The sequence below is a fragment of the Streptomyces sp. NRRL WC-3549 genome (assembly GCF_000721935.1).
Lineage (GTDB): Bacteria > Actinomycetota > Actinomycetes > Streptomycetales > Streptomycetaceae > Streptomyces.
This window is the reverse complement of sequence record NZ_KL585404.1, coordinates 14,886-30,587: the sequence shown is the minus strand read 5'-3', so window position 1 is coordinate 30,587 and position 15,702 is coordinate 14,886. Positions and strand designations below refer to the sequence as shown.

At 69.9% G+C, this 15,702-nt stretch carries 16 protein-coding genes and 2 pseudogenes; 9 read left to right on the top strand and 9 right to left on the bottom strand.

All coding sequences use genetic code 11. The annotated features are described in order from the left end of the window. Window positions 1-192 precede the first annotated feature (192 nt). Window positions 193-819, bottom strand: a complete 627-nt coding sequence (locus tag IH13_RS0117935; protein ID WP_031085649.1) for a histidine phosphatase family protein — start codon at window positions 817-819, stop codon at window positions 193-195. Between the two features lie 306 nt (window positions 820-1,125). On the opposite strand from IH13_RS0117935, the gene IH13_RS0117930 reads away from it, so the two are divergent. The 5 genes from IH13_RS0117930 to IH13_RS0117910 all read left to right on the top strand — a co-directional run bounded on the left by IH13_RS0117930 (window position 1,126) and on the right by IH13_RS0117910 (window position 5,974). After that, the gene (locus IH13_RS0117930; RefSeq protein ID WP_031085647.1) at window positions 1,126-1,503 is read left to right on the top strand and encodes a hypothetical protein; all 378 of its coding nucleotides are present in this window, start codon (window positions 1,126-1,128) and stop codon (window positions 1,501-1,503) included. Further along, the gene (locus IH13_RS0117925) at window positions 1,500-3,278 is read left to right on the top strand and encodes an alpha/beta hydrolase (protein WP_031085645.1); all 1,779 of its coding nucleotides are present in this window, start codon (window positions 1,500-1,502) and stop codon (window positions 3,276-3,278) included. Before IH13_RS0117930 ends, IH13_RS0117925 begins: the two co-directional genes overlap by 4 nt. A 323-nt stretch (window positions 3,279-3,601) precedes the next feature. Further along, window positions 3,602-3,835: a hypothetical protein gene (locus IH13_RS46120; protein WP_420713374.1), complete on the top strand. Its 234-nt coding sequence runs from the start codon at window positions 3,602-3,604 to the stop codon at window positions 3,833-3,835. Window positions 3,836-3,949: 114 nt separating this feature from the next. Beyond that, window positions 3,950-4,939 carry a C40 family peptidase gene (locus IH13_RS0117915; protein WP_037841672.1) on the top strand — a complete coding sequence of 330 codons (990 nt, stop codon included), beginning with the start codon at window positions 3,950-3,952 and terminating at the stop codon, window positions 4,937-4,939. Window positions 4,940-5,239: 300 nt separating this feature from the next. Further along, window positions 5,240-5,974, top strand: coding sequence for a phosphatase PAP2 family protein (locus IH13_RS0117910; protein ID WP_031085639.1), 735 nt, complete (start codon window positions 5,240-5,242; stop codon window positions 5,972-5,974). A 251-nt stretch (window positions 5,975-6,225) separates the two neighbouring features. Here the strand turns inward: IH13_RS0117910 and IH13_RS0117905 are convergent, their stop codons facing one another. Continuing rightward, window positions 6,226-6,429 carry a hypothetical protein gene (locus tag IH13_RS0117905; protein ID WP_031085637.1) on the bottom strand — a complete coding sequence of 68 codons (204 nt, stop codon included), beginning with the start codon at window positions 6,427-6,429 and terminating at the stop codon, window positions 6,226-6,228. A 147-nt stretch (window positions 6,430-6,576) separates the two neighbouring features. On the opposite strand from IH13_RS0117905, the pseudogene IH13_RS37775 reads away from it, so the two are divergent. Together IH13_RS37775 and IH13_RS0117895 are read left to right on the top strand one after the other, a co-directional pair. Further along, window positions 6,577-7,438: pseudogene (locus tag IH13_RS37775) on the top strand (hypothetical protein). 99 nt (window positions 7,439-7,537) lie between these two features. After that, entirely contained in the window at window positions 7,538-7,750 is a 213-nt protein-coding gene (locus tag IH13_RS0117895) for a hypothetical protein (protein WP_031085635.1), read from the top strand. A gap of 69 nt (window positions 7,751-7,819) precedes the next feature. Here IH13_RS0117895 and IH13_RS0117890 read toward each other — a convergent pair whose 3' ends face one another. Beyond that, on the bottom strand, window positions 7,820-8,179 hold the full coding sequence (locus tag IH13_RS0117890) for a metal-sensitive transcriptional regulator (RefSeq protein WP_031085634.1): 360 nt from the start codon (window positions 8,177-8,179) through the stop codon (window positions 7,820-7,822). Window positions 8,180-8,367: 188 nt separating this feature from the next. Between IH13_RS0117890 and IH13_RS0117885 the strand changes: the two genes are divergently transcribed. Further along, window positions 8,368-8,988 (top strand): DUF47 domain-containing protein, encoded by a 621-nt coding sequence (locus IH13_RS0117885; RefSeq protein ID WP_028439575.1) that lies wholly within the window; start codon window positions 8,368-8,370, stop codon window positions 8,986-8,988. 5 nt (window positions 8,989-8,993) lie between these two features. After that, window positions 8,994-9,992: an inorganic phosphate transporter gene (locus tag IH13_RS0117880; RefSeq protein WP_031085631.1), complete on the top strand. Its 999-nt coding sequence runs from the start codon at window positions 8,994-8,996 to the stop codon at window positions 9,990-9,992. Between the two features lie 226 nt (window positions 9,993-10,218). Here IH13_RS0117880 and pstB read toward each other — a convergent pair whose 3' ends face one another. From pstB to IH13_RS0117850, 6 genes and pseudogenes are all read right to left on the bottom strand, one after another. Continuing rightward, window positions 10,219-10,995 (bottom strand): phosphate ABC transporter ATP-binding protein PstB, encoded by a 777-nt coding sequence (gene pstB, locus IH13_RS0117875; protein ID WP_031085629.1) that lies wholly within the window; start codon window positions 10,993-10,995, stop codon window positions 10,219-10,221. Between the two features lie 75 nt (window positions 10,996-11,070). Beyond that, a complete protein-coding gene (pstA, locus tag IH13_RS0117870) occupies window positions 11,071-12,153 on the bottom strand; it encodes a phosphate ABC transporter permease PstA (RefSeq protein ID WP_031085626.1) in 1,083 nt (360 codons plus the stop codon). Further along, on the bottom strand, window positions 12,150-13,142 hold the full coding sequence (gene pstC, locus IH13_RS0117865) for a phosphate ABC transporter permease subunit PstC (protein WP_031085625.1): 993 nt from the start codon (window positions 13,140-13,142) through the stop codon (window positions 12,150-12,152). The genes pstA and pstC overlap by 4 nt, the downstream gene beginning before the upstream one ends. A 247-nt stretch (window positions 13,143-13,389) precedes the next feature. Continuing rightward, the gene (gene pstS / locus IH13_RS0117860; protein ID WP_031085623.1) at window positions 13,390-14,526 is read right to left on the bottom strand and encodes a phosphate ABC transporter substrate-binding protein PstS; all 1,137 of its coding nucleotides are present in this window, start codon (window positions 14,524-14,526) and stop codon (window positions 13,390-13,392) included. A 423-nt stretch (window positions 14,527-14,949) separates the two neighbouring features. Beyond that, window positions 14,950-15,357, bottom strand: coding sequence for an NUDIX hydrolase (locus tag IH13_RS0117855; RefSeq protein ID WP_031085621.1), 408 nt, complete (start codon window positions 15,355-15,357; stop codon window positions 14,950-14,952). Continuing rightward, window positions 15,354-15,702, bottom strand: a pseudogene (locus IH13_RS0117850) (metal-binding protein); the annotation flags it as partial. The gene IH13_RS0117855 and the pseudogene IH13_RS0117850, both read right to left, overlap by 4 nt.

Here is a 15,702-nt window from a genome sequence, read left to right as displayed (position 1 = left end):
GGCAGCGATGACACGAGGGCCGCCGCCGCGGCCAGCGCCGAGGTCAGCAGCAGGCGCCGGCCGCGGGATGAGGTGCGTTGTTCGAAGATCACGCGTCGCATGATCACGAAATTCCGGCCCCACCACCCGATAGTGCCGGGCCGCCGCTCCGTAAACCATCCGTCCGAGTGACGGGCGTCGCCGACGCCCGGGTCAGACACGCCAATCCGGCGGGAAACCGGTCCAGTGGAGTTCCGGCGGAAGGTGGCCCATGTCGTTGACCGCCATGAGGGCGGCGGGCCTGGCAGGGGAGTACCGGATGACGGTGAGGGCCGCATTGGCGTGGTTCAGGCCCATCCAGCGCCACGGGGGTGCGTCGAGGGCGTCCCGTACGAGCCAGGCGGCGAGGAAGGCGTGGGTGACGACCAGTTCGTGGCGTGGCTCGTCGCCGTCCACGGGCCCGGTGAACCGGGCGGTCGCGGCGCGGGTCAGTTCCTGGCCACGCGCGATCTCCTCGGCGGTGAGCTGTTCCAGGAAGCCGAGCAGGCGGTCGGCGGAGTCCGGCGGTAGCTCCTCGCCTCGCGGGACGTACGGGACGTAGTCACCGGCCTCCTCCGAGACGTGCAGCGGTACACCGTCGAGCTGCTTCCCGATCAGCTGGGCCGTCTGCGCGGCGCGGGTGAGCGGGCCGTGGTGGACGGCGGTGAGCGGGACGCCGCGCAGTCGCTCGCCGAGCAGGGCGGCCTGGCGCCGGCCTCGTTCCGTCAAACCCGACTCGTCCGGCAACGCCTCGCCGTGCCGGGCGAGATAGAGGTGGCGCGTGGCGGCGGTTCCGGTCACGGTGGCGTCCCTCGTCCTGTCCGGCCGGGCGGATTCGCGCCGGCGCCGGGATGGACGCCGGACGAGCGGGAGGTGGTTCCACCAGGGCGGCCGGTAGGCAGGGAGGCGACCGTCCGGCATGCGGGGCGAAGGCATCAGGTGAGGCGCCGCACGAGCGCTCCCGCGTCACGGGGTCGCGCGTTCGGGTGAAGCGGGGTGCGGCGGTCCCTTGGGGGGCCGGGGGAGGGGGCCCCGGCCCGTGGGGCGCTCGGCGTGTCGCATACGCCGGATTTGGCACAGTGCCGCTCCACGACGACCAGGAACGGGGTGAGCGGTGTGACCGTGGTGCGGAGGCTGAGTGACCTCGCGGGGCCGGCCGGGGGCGGTGACCGGGCGGAGCTCCGCCACAGCGACGGGCCGTGGCTACGGGCGGCGGACGGCGCGGAGGCCCTGCGCACGCACCTGGGACCCGTGCCTGGTGAGCTCGCCGTGGCGCACGGGGGGCTCCCGACGGGGCCGGGCGTCCTGTCGTCCCTCGCGGAACTCGGCCCGGTACGCGCGTCGTGGGAACGGCGGTTCGCCGCCGCGCAGGGCGAGTGCGCGAGCCTCGCCGGGAAGCTCAGGGCTGTGGCACGGGCCCAGGGCGGGACGAACGAGGCGGTGCGGTCGTCCTTCGCAGCGGTGACCGGGGCCGAACCGCGGTGACGGCCGGGACCGCCTTTTCCTGGGCTGCCCTACGCGATCTGAAGTGCGCGGAGCTGGAGGGCGCGGCCGACGGGTGGGGCCGGGTCGGCAACCGGGCCGACGCCGCGGCGGACCGGGTCGACAAGCACCTGCTGAACGGCCTTCGGGACACACAGCAGGGGGTGGCGGCGGAATCGGCGGCGGCACGTCTGCGGCGGCTGCACCGCAACTTCCAGTACGTGCACACGGAGTGCGGGCTGATCCGCACGGCGCTCAACAGCCTGGCCCACGAGATGAAGGGCCAGCAGCGGGTGTTGATGCTGGCGTTGGAGGACGCGGAGGCCCGGAAGTTCACGGTGCACGCCGACGGCTCGGTGTCGTACCCGGCGGCCGGCGAAGGCCTGATCGACGGCCGTCCGCTGCCGGGCGGCACGGCGGCCTCGAACGGTCTGCCGGGTTTGGTGGCCCCTTCGGGCCTGGTCGCCCCGAACCCGAACGCCGCGGAGGCGCAGGACATCGCGGACCGGGTGGTGGGGGCGGTGCGGGCGGCGGCCGAGATCGACTGGCGCTACGCGCGGATCCTCCGCCGCCTGAAGGCGGAGGAAGGCCTGGCCGTCCCGGCTTCGACGTGGAAGGACGCGGCGTCCGACGCGGCCGACGTCCGGGACGCGGCGAGGACCTACTTGCGGGACGCCGTCCCCCGGACCGCGAGTCCGGCGGAGCGGAACGCGTGGTGGGCGGGCCTGACCCAGGAACAGCGCGAGGAGTACCTGGCGGTGTACCCGGACGTGATCGGCAACCTGGACGGGATCCCGGCAACGGTCAGGGACGCGGCCAACCGGGACAACCTGCAGCTGCTGATCGGCGCGCTGGAGGGCCGCGACGACGCGGGATCGGTGGCGAAGCTGGCGGGTTTGCGGGAGATCGACCGGCAGCTGGCGGCGGGGACCGACCCCCCGATGTTCCTGCTCGGCATCGGAGACGAGGGAAACGGCCGGGCGATCGTTTCCTACGGGAACCCTGATACGTCGCGGAATGTGGCGGCGTATGTGCCGGGGTTGAACACGTCGCTGGACAAGGAGTTCGCGGAGGGGGATCTCAAGCGGGCCTGGGACACAGCGAAGGGAGCGCAGAAATACGATCATTCGAGCGCTGCGATTGTGTGGCTAGGATACGATGCGCCACAATTTCCAGATTGGTGGGACAGTGCCGATGTGATGGGAGATGAGCGTGCGGAGGTAGGGGGGCGAGCATTTGGTTCCTTTATGGGAGGGTTGGCGGCCACCAATTTAAATGATGATCCCCACATGACGGCTATTGGTCATTCATATGGTTCGCGCACTGTGGGAGCCGCGACGCAGCAGGGCGAAGGGGTGCCGGACGTCGATGACATCGTCTTCGTCGGTAGCCCTGGTGTTGGAGTTGATCACGCTGAAGCGCTGGGAGTCGGCAAGGACCATGTCTTTGTGGGTGCGGCAGAGAATGATGTAGTTACTAAGGTTCCGTCGAAGTTGCAGGGCCGTATGGCCGCGGCTGCTGGGCCGGTTGGTTACGCGGTCGGCGGTCTGCTCGACCAAGAGGGTGATGATCTGTGGTTTGGCAAGGATCCGGCAAGTAACGCCTTCGGGGCCAGGCGGTTTCATGTAGACGACGGACCTCACCTAATTGGCGGGGGCTTTGCGGCGCACTCCCAGTATTTTGATGTGGAGCCTCGAAGGAAAAATGGGTCGGCGGACAGCATCGCAATGATCGTTGCGGGTCGTTCGGATGCGGTGAAGTTTGAGGGGCTACGTTGAACATGCGCTTACGGTTGTATGTGCCATTGGCCATCGCTTGTTTGTCTGTCATGGGGTGTGTGAGGGATGGTGCCTCAATGAATGGTGGAGTAGGTCGGGCCATGGATATGCAAGCAGCCGCCGATCGGGCCGACCAGATCCTGGACGCAGCACTCGATGAAGTTAAGCCGACGCTGCAATGGGCGCACGGGCCGACCAGTCATGGAGGATGTGACGTTTCCCGGATGCGTGTGGTGATGACTGTTGTCTCGTCGGAGCGGCGCGGTAGCTTCCTCGGAATCATTGACCGGCATTGGCGAGACAGTGGCTACAGGATCACGGGTGTGAACAAGGACGTAGAGTTCCCCGCGATCTACGCCCAGACCAAGGACGGCTTCGGTGTCAGTCTGAGCTTCGGTGGCGAAGGCCAAGCGTTCTTCGAGGCGGACAGCCCCTGCGTAGAGAAGTCCGACGTCGCGGAGTCGACCACTCCACCGAACGGTCCGGCCTACGAGGGCGTCTACCCCCTCCCTCGCCCCAACGTCCGCTCCCCCTTCTGGTCAGCCGGCGCCCCCTGACCCCGGCGTCCGCCTCTGACGCCCCCTCATGCTCCGGGCCACCCGCACATACCAGCGAATCGGCACGTGAACCCCGCTCGAATGGGGGATGGTTGAGGCGTGCGGAAATACTGGGTGTTCGTCGGTGGTGGGATCGGGCTGGGCCTGTGCTTCATCGCCCTGCTCGTCGTGGGGACGTACTCCGCCGCCGCCGGGGTCGCCGGGGCGAGTGGGGCCGTGGGGCTGGCCAAGGGGGCGGTGCCCGCTCAGTACAAGCCTCTGGTGGAGAAGTGGGGCAACCTCTGTCCCGCCATCAACCCCGCGCTGCTGGCAGCGCAGTTGTACCAGGAAAGTGGCTGGAATCCGCAGGCCCAGAGCCATGCCGCCGCACAGGGCATCGCCCAGTTCATCCCCGGCACCTGGGCCTCGCACGGCATCGACGGGGACGGGGACGGCGACCGGGACGTGTGGGATCCGGCCGACGCGATTCCGTCCGCCGCCTCGTACGACTGCGAGCTCGCCGGGTACGTCAAGAAGGTGCCGGGCGATCCGACCGACAACATGCTCGCCGCATACAACGCCGGGGCCTACCGGGTGATCAAGTCGGGCGGTGTCCCCGCGATCAGTGAGACGCAGAACTACGTCAAGATCATCCGCTCGCTGGAGAAGAGCTTCGCCAAGCCGGTCGGCCGGGTGTCACCCTCCCGGCAGGCGGCGGGCGCCATCTACTTCGCCCAGAAGAAGCTGGGCACTCCCTACCTCTGGGGAGGGAACGGAACGGCCGACCAGGATGGGCGGTTCGACTGTTCCGGGCTGACCCAGGCCGCCTACCGGACCGTCGACATCGAGCTGCCCCGGGTGGCCAACGACCAGTACAACGCCGGGCCGCACCCCCCGCGGGACGAACTGCTCCCGGGTGACCTGGTGTTCTTCTCCGACGACCTGGCCAACTCCCGCGCCATCAGGCACGTGGGGCTCTACGTCGGAGGCGGGTACATGATCAACGCGCCGTACACCGGAGCGGTCATCCGGTTCGACAAGATCGACACGCCCGACTACTTCGGGGCGACCAGGGTCACCAAGGACGGAGCGGCGGCTCTTCCGACCGCTCTCCCTCAGGGCTGACGGGGAGTCGGCCATGGCTGGAACTCTCCGTAAAGCCCGGGCCCTGAGCTGCGACGACGAGTCTCTCTTCGATAACGTCATGGTGATCATTCGGTGGAGAGCGGAACGCAAAGGGCCGGCAGACCGTTCCCTGGACTGGGACAGCATGCGCACTGACCATGCGGCACTGGCCAGGGCGGTTCATCGTCACGACGTCACACCGTTGTGTGTGAGCGAATCCGCACCGACTACGGGGGTCCGACCAGGGCGACGCACGCCGTTGTGCGTCGCAGCAGCAGACAAGGCAAGGGGCCGCAGGAGATGGCTGGACTCGCACTCGATGGGTCGAACCCGGACGTCAGCCTGCTCTACGACATCAATGGGCTGGCGAAAGCCGCTCCTACCTGGTTCGACCGGGTCATGGAGTTCGTCGGTGAGTACGGGATCATGTTCGCCATGGTCGCGGTGGGCCTGTGGTGCTGGTGGAGCGTACGCCGACGCGGGACGACCGAGGATTCGGTGACCGCGGTCGCCGGACTCGTGTGGGCGCCCCTCGCGGCCGGGATCGCGTTGATCATCAACATCCCGATCCGGGGCTTCGTCGAGAGGCCGCGCCCGTTCATGGACCACCAGGGGCTCGATGTCCTGGTGGAGGGCAAGGAGGACTTCTCCTTCGTCAGTGACCACGCCACGATGGCGATGGCCATCGCGGTCGGTCTGTTCGTGGCCAACCGGAAGTTCGGCCTGGCCGCGCTTGTCCTCGCGGTGCTCGAGGGTTTCTGCCGCGTCTACATGGGCGTCCACTACCCGACCGACGTGATCGGCGGTTTCGCGCTCGGTACGGCGGTGGCCCTGCTCCTCGCGCCGCTCGCGATGATGCTGCTGACCCCGCTGATGGGCGCGGTGGCACGCTCCGGTTCCGCGGGGTGGATGGTCCGCTCCCGGCGCCCGGTCGTCGCCGCGGCCGACGGGCAGGACGACGCGCACGGGATTCCCGAGCCGCGTCCGGGGACGGGCCGTGGTGGCTCGCCCGACGAGAAGGACCTCGCAGCGTAGGCGGCGTGAGCCGCGCGACCGAGTCGGTCGAGTCGACTGAATTGAGCGCGTGACCGTGTGACCGCGTGACCGGTTCCGCCGCCGTGTGTGTTCAGGCCGTCCGGCCGTCTCAAGGGGCGCCCCAGCAGGGGCGCCCCTTCGTGCGTGGCGGACCCGCCGTGGGCGTCCATCCGTGGGCATACATCCAGCGGCGCCCACGTCCGGGTGCCGTCCGTGCGGCACCGGCCGGACAGTGGCGGGAAAAGGGCCGGTCAGTGGTCGGCGGCGGCCGTGCCGTGGTCGTCCGCGTCGGTGCGGGCGCGGTCGCGGGAGCGTCGGGCCGGTCCCGACCAACCGCAGACGCAGCGGGCGATGCAGAAGGATCCGCGCTCGACGGTGGCCGTGGCGTGCGCGGGGGCGGGTGCTCCGGCGGCGGGTTCCGGCGGGGCCGGGGGGTCCTCGTACACCCGCTCCACGGTACCGGCGGTCCCCCTGGGCGTGAACGAGTGGGCCGATCGGTTGCCGCGAGGGGGGTGGGCGCGTGACGGTGCGCCCCGGTGATCGTTAGGTGAGACGGGCGGGAGCTGGGTCGGGCGGGACGGGTCGTTGGGGGTCGGCAGGGGATGGCGGTGCGACAGCACAGGTGCAAGGGCGGGGCACTGGCTGTGTGCGCCCTCGTGGTGGCGGGCTCGATGGCGGCGGCCACGGGCTGCTCCGGTACGGCCGCGGGTGGTGCCGACTCCGCCGACGGCCGGGCGATGACCGGTGGGAGCGCTGCCGCGCAGACCGCTGCCGCTCAGGCCCCTGCCGCCGTGGTGGAGCGGGCCGCCGACGCCCTGGCCCGTGCGGGCAGTGCCGAGGCGCGTACGTCGATGGAGACGGTGGCCGGCGGAACCCGGCTGACGATCCGGGGCCAGGGGGTCTACGACTTCCGCCGGCAGCTGGGCCGGATCAAGGTGGTGCTGCCGAAGGACGCCGCCGGGTCGTCGGACGGGCACCAGCCGATCACGGAGCTGCTGGCTCCCGGCGCGCTGTACATGAAGAACCGCGGTGCCGGGGTTCCCGAGGACAAGTGGGTCCGGATCGACACGACGGCCCTGGAGGACGGCAACCTGGTCACCGGCGGTGTCACCGACCCCATGGCGGCGGCCGAACTGCTCCGGGGGGCGGACGAGGACGGCCGGCCTGGGGCGGGCGGCGAAGGCGGCCTCGCCGGTCTCACGTGGGGCGATGGCCGCGGCGGCGAAGGGGTTCGGCACGGACGTGGTGCGGTTCGACGCCTACGTGGACGACGACGGGTTGCTGCGCAAGGTGCGCCACCGGTTCAGTTTCGCGGCCGAGGGGCCGCCGGTGGCGGTGGTGTCGACGATGCTGTTGTACGGGTTCGGCGTGCCCGTCTCCGTGGAGCTCCCGCCCGAGGCGGATCTGTTCACGGGCAGCGTCCAGCAGGGTGTGGACGACCGGGATGGCCCGGAAGCGCGGTAGGGAGGGGGGCGAAATGGTCCGTCCGTGCCATGCGCGGCACATGGCGCGATCCCTACCCTGGGAAGTCGGTGCGACCGGAGTCGACGACGGCAGAGAGAGGTGACGCAGGTGGTGACGCTCAGCGCTCCGACCGCCCAGGACAGTGTGGCCCTTGCCGAGATCGAACTGTGCGGAGAACTCATGATCGCGGCCTCGGCCGCGCGGGAGGACCGGCTGAGCCCGGACCGTATCGACGAGGTGCTCAAGGTGGGGGCGGACGGCCCCGAGCGGGCGGCGGCTGTTCCCCGGCAGCTCTACCACCACCGGGTGTGACGCCGACCCGCTCGCCGGCGCCGGGGAGGACACGGGGCCGCCGCCCCGCCGGGAGGTGGCGGGCGGGGCTCAGGTGCGCAGCAGCCGGGCGATCGCCTTGGTGGCCTCCTCGACCTTCGCGTCGATCTCCGCGCCGCCCTTGACGGCGGCGTCGGCGACGCAGTGGCGCAGATGCTCCTCCAGCAGCTGGAGCGCGAAGGACTGGAGTGCCTTGGTGGACGCCGAGACCTGGGTGAGTATGTCGATGCAGTAGACGTCCTCGTCCACCATCCGCTGGAGTCCGCGGACCTGGCCCTCGATACGGCGCAGACGCTTGAGGTGCTCGGCCTTCTGATGGTGGTAGCCGTGAATGCCGCGGTCGTGATCGGTGACGATTGTCTCGGGGCCGGATTCCGTACCGGCGGTTCCGGTGGCATCTGTGGTGGTCATGGGGTCCTCCCGCTTTTCTCCTGTATACCCCTGCCGGGTATAGCGTAACGAATACAGCCGAAACGTGACCGGGGGTCCGTGCTGATCGCCGCGCATGATGCGCGACACTGAAGAATGCCGGTTAGCCGTGGCCGGATGATGCGCCTAGCATCAGCCTGACCGAATCCAAAGCACCCCGAGGACCCCACGTGCGCTTTCGTCTGACCCCCAGGGAGACGAGCTTCTACGACATGTTTTCCGCGTCCGCGGACAACATCGTCACGGGCTCCAAGCTCCTGATGGAACTGCTCGGGGCGGATTCTGCCTCCCGGGTCGAGATCGCGGAGCGTATGCGGGCAGCGGAACACGCCGGGGACGACGCGACCCACGCGATCTTCCACCAGCTGAACTCCTCCTTCATCACACCGTTCGACCGCGAGGACATCTACAACCTGGCCTCGCAGCTCGACGACATCATGGACTTCATGGAGGAAGCGGTCGACCTGGTCGTGCTGTACCAGATCGAGAAGCTGCCGAAGGGGGTCGAGCAGCAGATCGAGGTGCTGGCCCGGGCGGCGGAGCTCACGGCCGAGGCGATGCCGGGGCTGCGCACCATGGACAACCTCACCGAGTACTGGATCGAGGTCAACCGCCTGGAGAACCAGGCCGACCAGATCCACCGGAAGCTGCTGGCGCACCTGTTCAACGGTAAGTACGACGCCATGGACGTGCTGAAGCTCAAGCAGATCGTGGACGTGCTGGAAGAGGCGGCCGACGCGTTCGAGCACGTCGCCAACACCGTGGAGACCATCGCGGTCAAGGAGTCCTGAACCTCGTGGACACCTTTGCGCTGATCGTGACCATCGGCGTCGCGCTCGGCTTCACGTATACGAACGGCTTCCACGACTCGGCGAACGCCATCGCCACCTCGGTCTCCACCCGGGCGCTGACCCCGCGGGCGGCTCTGGCGATGGCGGCGGTGATGAACCTCGCGGGCGCCTTCCTGGGCCAGGGGGTCGCCAAGACCGTCAGTGAAGGCCTCATCGCCACGCCCGAGGGCCAGAAGGGGATGGGCATCCTCTTCGCGGCGCTGGTCGGCGCGATCATCTGGAACCTCGTCACCTGGTACTACGGTCTGCCGTCCTCGTCCTCCCACGCCTTGTTCGGCGGCATGGTCGGCGCGGCGCTGGCCGGCGGGACGATGGTGCACTGGGACGGCGTGCTGTCCAAGATCGTCATTCCGATGTTCCTCTCCCCGGTCATAGGGCTGGTCTTCGGTTATCTGGTGATGGTCGCCATCATGTGGATGTTCCGGAAGTCCAACCCGCACAAGGCCAAGCGCGGTTTCCGTATCGCGCAGACGGTCTCGGCGGCGGCCATGGCCCTGGGCCACGGTCTGCAGGACGCCCAGAAGACGATGGGCATCGTGGTGATGGCGCTGGTCATCGCCGACATCGAGGGGCCGAACGACCAGATCCCGGTCTGGGTGAAGATCGTCTGCGCGATGATGTTGTCGCTCGGTACGTACGCCGGTGGCTGGCGCATCATGCGCACCCTGGGCCGCAAGATCATCGAGCTGGACCCGCCGCAGGGGTTCGCGGCGGAGACGACCGGCGCGTCGATCATGTTCGGCTCTGCGTTCCTGTTCCACGCGCCGATCTCCACGACTCATGTGATCACCTCGGCGATCATGGGTGTGGGCGCCACGAAGCGGGTCAACGCGGTGCGCTGGGGCGTGGCCAAGAACATCATCCTCGGGTGGTTCATCACGATGCCGGCCGCGGCGATCGTCGCCGCGCTGAGCTACGGGGTCGTGTACCTGTTCTTCGGCTGACGGGCTGACGGGCTCACGGCGGGGACGGGCTGACGGGCTGACGCCCGGCCTCGGCCCCCTGCCCCGCCCCCCGGACCTGGCCCCGTACCGGCCCCGTGACGCGGGCCCGGCCCCTGGTGACGGACATGGGTCCGCCCCTGCTCTCCTGGAGGAATCCGGGGGAGCGGGGGCGGACCCTTCGCCTTGTGGTGGCACCGCCATGCAGCACCCCAAGGCCGTCTGGGGTCTATCCGAAGCGGCCGGAGATGTAGTCCTCGGTGGCCTGTACGGACGGGTTGGAGAAGATCCGCTCGGTCTCGTCGATCTCGACCAGTCTGCCGGGCTTGCCGACCGCCGCGAGGTTGAAGAACGCCGTGCGGTCGGAGACGCGCGCGGCCTGCTGCATGTTGTGCGTCACGATGACGATGGTGAAGCGTTCCTTCAGCTCACCGACCAGGTCCTCGATGGCGAGGGTCGAGATCGGGTCGAGCGCCGAGCACGGCTCGTCCATCAGCAGCACGTCCGGCTCGACCGCGATGGCGCGGGCGATGCACAGACGCTGCTGCTGGCCGCCGGAGAGACCGGAGCCGGGCTTGTTCAGGCGGTCCTTGACCTCGTTCCAGAGGTTGGCACCCCGGAGGGACTTCTCGACGATCTCGGCGAGCTGGTTCTTGCGGTACGAGCCGTTCAGCCGAAGGCCCGCCGCGACGTTGTCGAAGATCGACATGGTGGGGAACGGGTTCGGGCGCTGGAAGACCATGCCGACGGTGCGGCGCACGGTGACCGGGTCGACGCCGGATCCGTACAGGTTCTCGTCGTCCAGCAGCACCTTGCCCTCGACGCGGCCGCCGGGGGTCACCTCGTGCATGCGGTTCAGGGTGCGCAGGAAGGTGGACTTGCCGCAGCCCGAGGGGCCGATGAAGGCGGTCACGGAGCGGGGTTCCACGGTCATCGAGATGTCCTCGATGGCCTTGTGGGAGCCGTAGTAGGCGGTGAGGCCGCCGACGTCGATGCGCTTGGCCATGGGGATCACTGCTTCTTTCGAAAAGGTCGCTGAGGGGCCGCGTCAGCGGCCGGCCGCGCGGCGGAGCCGCGGGTTTCAGTGCTTGGGGGCCTTCCAGCGGGCGATGCCGCGGGCCGCCAGGTTGAGGATCATGACGAAGGCGATCAGCACCAGGGCGGCGGCCCAGGCGCGGTCGTAGGACGCCGCCTCGCCGATCTTGTACTGCTCGTAGATGTAGAACGGCAGTGAGGACTGCGCGCCTTCGAAGGGGTTCGTGTTGATCAGCTGGCTGCCGAAGACGAGCAGGATGATCGGCGCGGTCTCCCCCGCGACGCGGGCGACGGCGAGCATGACGCCGGTGGTGATGCCGCCGATCGCGGTGGGCAGGACCACCTTGAGGATCGTGCGCCACTTGGGGACGCCCAGGGCGAGGGCCGCCTCGCGCAGCTCGTTGGGGACGAGCTTGAGCATCTCCTCGGTGGAGCGGACCACGACCGGGACCATGAGGATGGTCAGCGCCAGCGCGCCCATCAGGCCCGACGGTTCGATCGTCGCCATCAGCATGATCGACAGGATGAAGAGGCCGGCCACGATGGACGGGATGCCCGTCATCACGTCGACGAAGAAGGTGACGGCCTTGGCGAGCGTGCCCTTGCCGTACTCCACCAGGTAGACCGCGGTCAGCAGACCCAGCGGCGCGGAGATCACGGTCGCGATCCCGACCTGCTCCAGGGTGCCGATCAGCGCGTGGTAGACGCCGCCGGTGGCCTCCGAGCCGAGGACCCCGGCCATGGAGTGGGTGAGGAAGTAGCCGTCGAGGCGCTCGGAGCCGCGGCTGACCGTGGTCCAGAGCAGCGAGGCGAGCGGGACGACGGCCGCGAGGAAGCACACCCAGACGACGCTGGTGGCGAGGCGGTCCCTGGCCTGGCGCTGGTTCTCGACCACGGTCGTGGTGACGTACGAGAGGGCCAGGAAGAGCAGGGCGGCGATCAGGCCCCACTGGACGCGGCTGTGCCATCCGGCGGCCGTGCTGATACCGACGGCGAGTGCGATCGACAGGGCGGCGAAGCCGAGGGGGGCCCACCGGGGGAGGCTGCGGCTGCTGAGGCCGCCTTCGCGCGGCGGGGGCGCGGTCCTCGGACGGTCGTCCTGGATGTCGGTGGTGGTGGCGTGGCTCATGCGTTGGCCCCCGAGTACTCCTTGCGGCGGGCGATGATGAGCCGGGCCGCGCCGTTGACCAGCAGGGTCAGGACGAACAGGACGAGACCGGAGGCGATCAGGGCGTCGCGCCCGAACGCGTCGGCCTCACCGAACTTGGCGGCGATGTTCTGGGCGAACGTGCCGCCGCCCGGGTTGAGCACGTGCAGCGAGATGAGGAAGCTCGGCGACAGGACCGTGGCGACGGCCATCGTCTCGCCGAGCGCGCGGCCCAGGCCCAGCATCGAGGCGGAGATGATCCCGGAGCGGCCGAACGGCAGGACCGAGAGGCGGATGACCTCCCAGCGGGTCGCGCCCAGTGCGAGGGCGGCCTCCTCGTTCGTCTTCGGGACCTGGAGGAAGACCTCGCGGCTGACGCTGGTCACGATCGGCAGGATCATGATCGCGAGCAGGATGCCGACGGTGAAGAGCGAACGGGCGACGCCGACCTCGGTCTTCTCGAAGATGTAGGTCCAGCCGAAGAACTGGTCGAGCCAGAGGTTCAGGCCCTCCAGGTACGGCACGAGGACGAGTGCGCCCCAGATGCCGTAGACGATGCTGGGCACGGCGGCGAGCAGGTCGACGACGTACGCGAGGGGGGCGGCCAGTCTGCGCGGCGCGTAGTGCGAGATGAACAGGGCGATGCCGACGGCGATCGGAACCGCGATGACCATCGCGATGACCGAGCTGACGACCGTGCCGAAGAGCAGGACCGCGATGCCGAACACCGGCGGGTCACCGGCCGGGTTCCAGTCGAAGGTGGTGAGGAAGTTGCCCTCGTCCCCCGAGATGGCGGTGGCGGCCCGGTAGCTCAGGAACACGGCGATCGACGCCATGATCACGAGCAGCAGGATGCCCGAACCCCGTGAGAGGGCCAGGAAGATCTTGTCGCCGGCGCGCTCGGTGGATCCCGAGCGCCGTCGTCGGGCCGGCGGGGCCGGTGGTATGTCGAGCTGTGTGGTGGAAGCCATGGTCTTTCCGGTCTGTGTGGGGGAGCCTCGGGCTCCCCTGGCGGCGGTGCACCGGATGGGCTGGTGACGGGGGCGGTCCGGAGGGGTGTGCCGGAGGGGTGTGCCGGACCGCCCCCGCCCTGGCGGGCTCTGTGGTCCCGGGGGCTTCGCTCCCGGACGGCCTCGGGGGCCGGCTGCGGCGTGGGCCCCGGGACCCGGCCCGGGGTGTGGTCCCCGGGACCGGGCGGGGTGTGGTCCCCGGGACGGCTTACGAGAGGGCGCTGATGGTCTCGCGGACCTTGGCGTTGATCTCGGCCGGGATCGGGGCGTAGCCGGCCTCCGTCAGGACCTTCTGGCCCTCGTCGGAAGCGGTGTAGGTGAGGAAGGACTTGACGGTGCCGAGGGTGTCGGCCTTGTTGCCGGTGTCGCAGACGACCTCGTACGTCACCAGGACCAGCGGGTAGGCGCCCTCGGCCTTGGTGGTGTAGTCGAGGTCGAGGGCGAGGTCCTTGCCGGTGCCCTTGACCTTGGCGGCGGCGATGGCCTTGGAGGCGTTCTCCGAGGTGGCCTGGACGGGGGAGCCGCTGCCGGTGTCGATGTCGACGGTGCTGATGTCCTGCGAGCTGGCGTAGGAGAGCTCGAAGTAGCCGATCGAGCCGTCGACGGCCTTCACCTGGGAGGCGACGCCGGAGGAGCCGGACGCGGCCTGGCCACCGGGGGCGGGCCACTTCTTCTCGGCCTCGTACTTCCAGTCGGCCGGGGCGGCGGCGCCGAGGTACTTGCCGAGGTTCTGCGTGGTGCCGGAGTCCTCGGAGCGGTGGAAGGGCTGGATCGCCTTGTCCGGGAGCTCGGCGCCCTCGTTGAGCTTGGCGATCGCCGGGTCGTTCCACTTCTTGATCTTGGTGTCGAAGATCTTGGCGAGCGTGGGGGCGTCCAGCGTGAGGCTGTCGACGCCCTCCAGGTGGAAGCCGATCGCGATCGGGCCGCCGACCATCGGCAGGTTGATGCCCTGGCCGGACGTACAGATCTTCTTGGAGTCGGCGACCTCTTCGGGCTTCAGGGCCGAGTCGGAGCCGGCGAAGCCGACGGTTCCCTGGTTGAAGGCGACGATGCCCTCACCGGACGAGGAGGAGTTGTAGTTGATCTCCACGCCGGAGCAGGCGGCCATGTAGTTCTTGACCCAGAGGTCCATCGCGTTCTTCTGGGCGCTGGACCCGGAGGCCCGAAGCTGTCCCTCGGCGCCGTCGCACGTGACGCTGGACGCGGCCGCGGTGGTCTTGCCGCCGCCGTCCGCGTCGGAGCCGCTGTTGTCGTCCGAACCGCACGCCGTGAGGACCAGGGCGCCGGAGACGGCGAGGGCACCGAGCGCGGTGGCACGAAGCCGGTTCTTGCGCTGAAGCTTCACTTTCGGGGTGTTCCTTCCAGGAGCCGCCGCGGTCGGTGGTCGGGCGGCGTGCGAGGGGAGTGGTGCGGTGGCTTGGCGCCGTGCACCTGGTACGTCCGAAATTAGGCAGAACAGGTGAAGCGGCCTACGGGGCGGAGTGAACGGGAGGTGAACCGTGCCGGGCGGGCCGGTTCCGGGGGTGCGGGGTGCATGGCGGGGGCGGCGGGTGTGGGGCGCCTGGCGGGGGCGGCGGGTGTGGGTGCGGGGTGTGGTTGGCTCGGGGTTCCGTCCTCAAGCGCCGGACGGGCTGGGTGGGTGCGCCCAGGTCGGGGTGGTGGCCGGTTGTCGGTGGGGGTGGCCCGGGGGCCTCCGGAGTGTCTCCTCGGGCGATGAGCGTTGCGGAGTCTCCTGCACGCCCCCGGGCCGGCCGTCGTGCGGGTGCGGTCAGGGCCCGGGGCGGGTGGCCAGGAAGGCGTCGAGCTGGACGCGGTCGCCGGGGCGGGTCAGGCGGGAGCGGGCGGCGTGCGGGGTGAGCCAGGCCAGGCGGTCGACCTCGTCGTCGGGTACGAAGGTGCCGTCCGTCGCCTCGGCCGCCCAGTACCGCACCTCTTTCGGGCGGCCGCCGACGAGGTAGCGGGCCGTGGGCAGGGCGGTGCCCGGGACGCAGTGGTGGCCCGTCTCCTCCAGGACCTCGCGCAGGGCGCCTTCGAGCGCCGTCTCGCCGCGCTTCAGCTTGCCCTTGGGGAAGGACCAGTCGTCGTAGCGGGGGCGGTGGACCAGGCAGATCTCGGGGCCGCCGTGCGGGGCGCGGCGCCACAGGACGCAGCCCGCCGCCCGTACCGGGTCGCTCATGGGGCGGTCACCGCCGTGTACGGCCAGGTCTCCCGGAACCGTCCGCGTGCCGCCTCCACCTCGTGCCGCTGGGCGGCGTGCAGCACGCCCAGCGCGTACGCCGTCGCCGGGGCGATCCGCGGGGTGCGGGCCGCCGCCGCGGCGTCCCCCGCCGCGTCCGCGGCGTCCCGGTGCAGGTCGAGGGCGTGTACGGCGCCGGCCAGGGACGGGTCGGGGGCACCGTCGACCACCTCGCGGGCGTGCCGGTGCAGCCGCAGCAGCAGCCGGGTCCGGTGCCAGGGGGCGTCCCGGGTCTCGTCGTACGGCTCGCCCGCCCCGCCGGGCGGCAGCGAGGCGACCGCGACC

What these genes read in the sequence shown, in the direction of transcription:
- IH13_RS0117910 (WP_031085639.1), top strand. Translation starts at nt 5,240, where the DNA reads ATGGCTGGACTCGCACTCGATGGGTCGAACCCGGACGTCAGCCTGCTC.
- IH13_RS0117890 (WP_031085634.1), bottom strand. Translation starts at nt 8,179, where the DNA reads ATGACCACCACAGATGCCACCGGAACCGCCGGTACGGAATCCGGCCCC.
- pstB (WP_031085629.1), bottom strand. Translation starts at nt 10,995, where the DNA reads ATGGCCAAGCGCATCGACGTCGGCGGCCTCACCGCCTACTACGGCTCC.
- pstA (WP_031085626.1), bottom strand. Translation starts at nt 12,153, where the DNA reads ATGAGCCACGCCACCACCACCGACATCCAGGACGACCGTCCGAGGACC.
- pstC (WP_031085625.1), bottom strand. Translation starts at nt 13,142, where the DNA reads ATGGCTTCCACCACACAGCTCGACATACCACCGGCCCCGCCGGCCCGA.
- IH13_RS0117855 (WP_031085621.1), bottom strand. Translation starts at nt 15,357, where the DNA reads ATGAGCGACCCGGTACGGGCGGCGGGCTGCGTCCTGTGGCGCCGCGCC.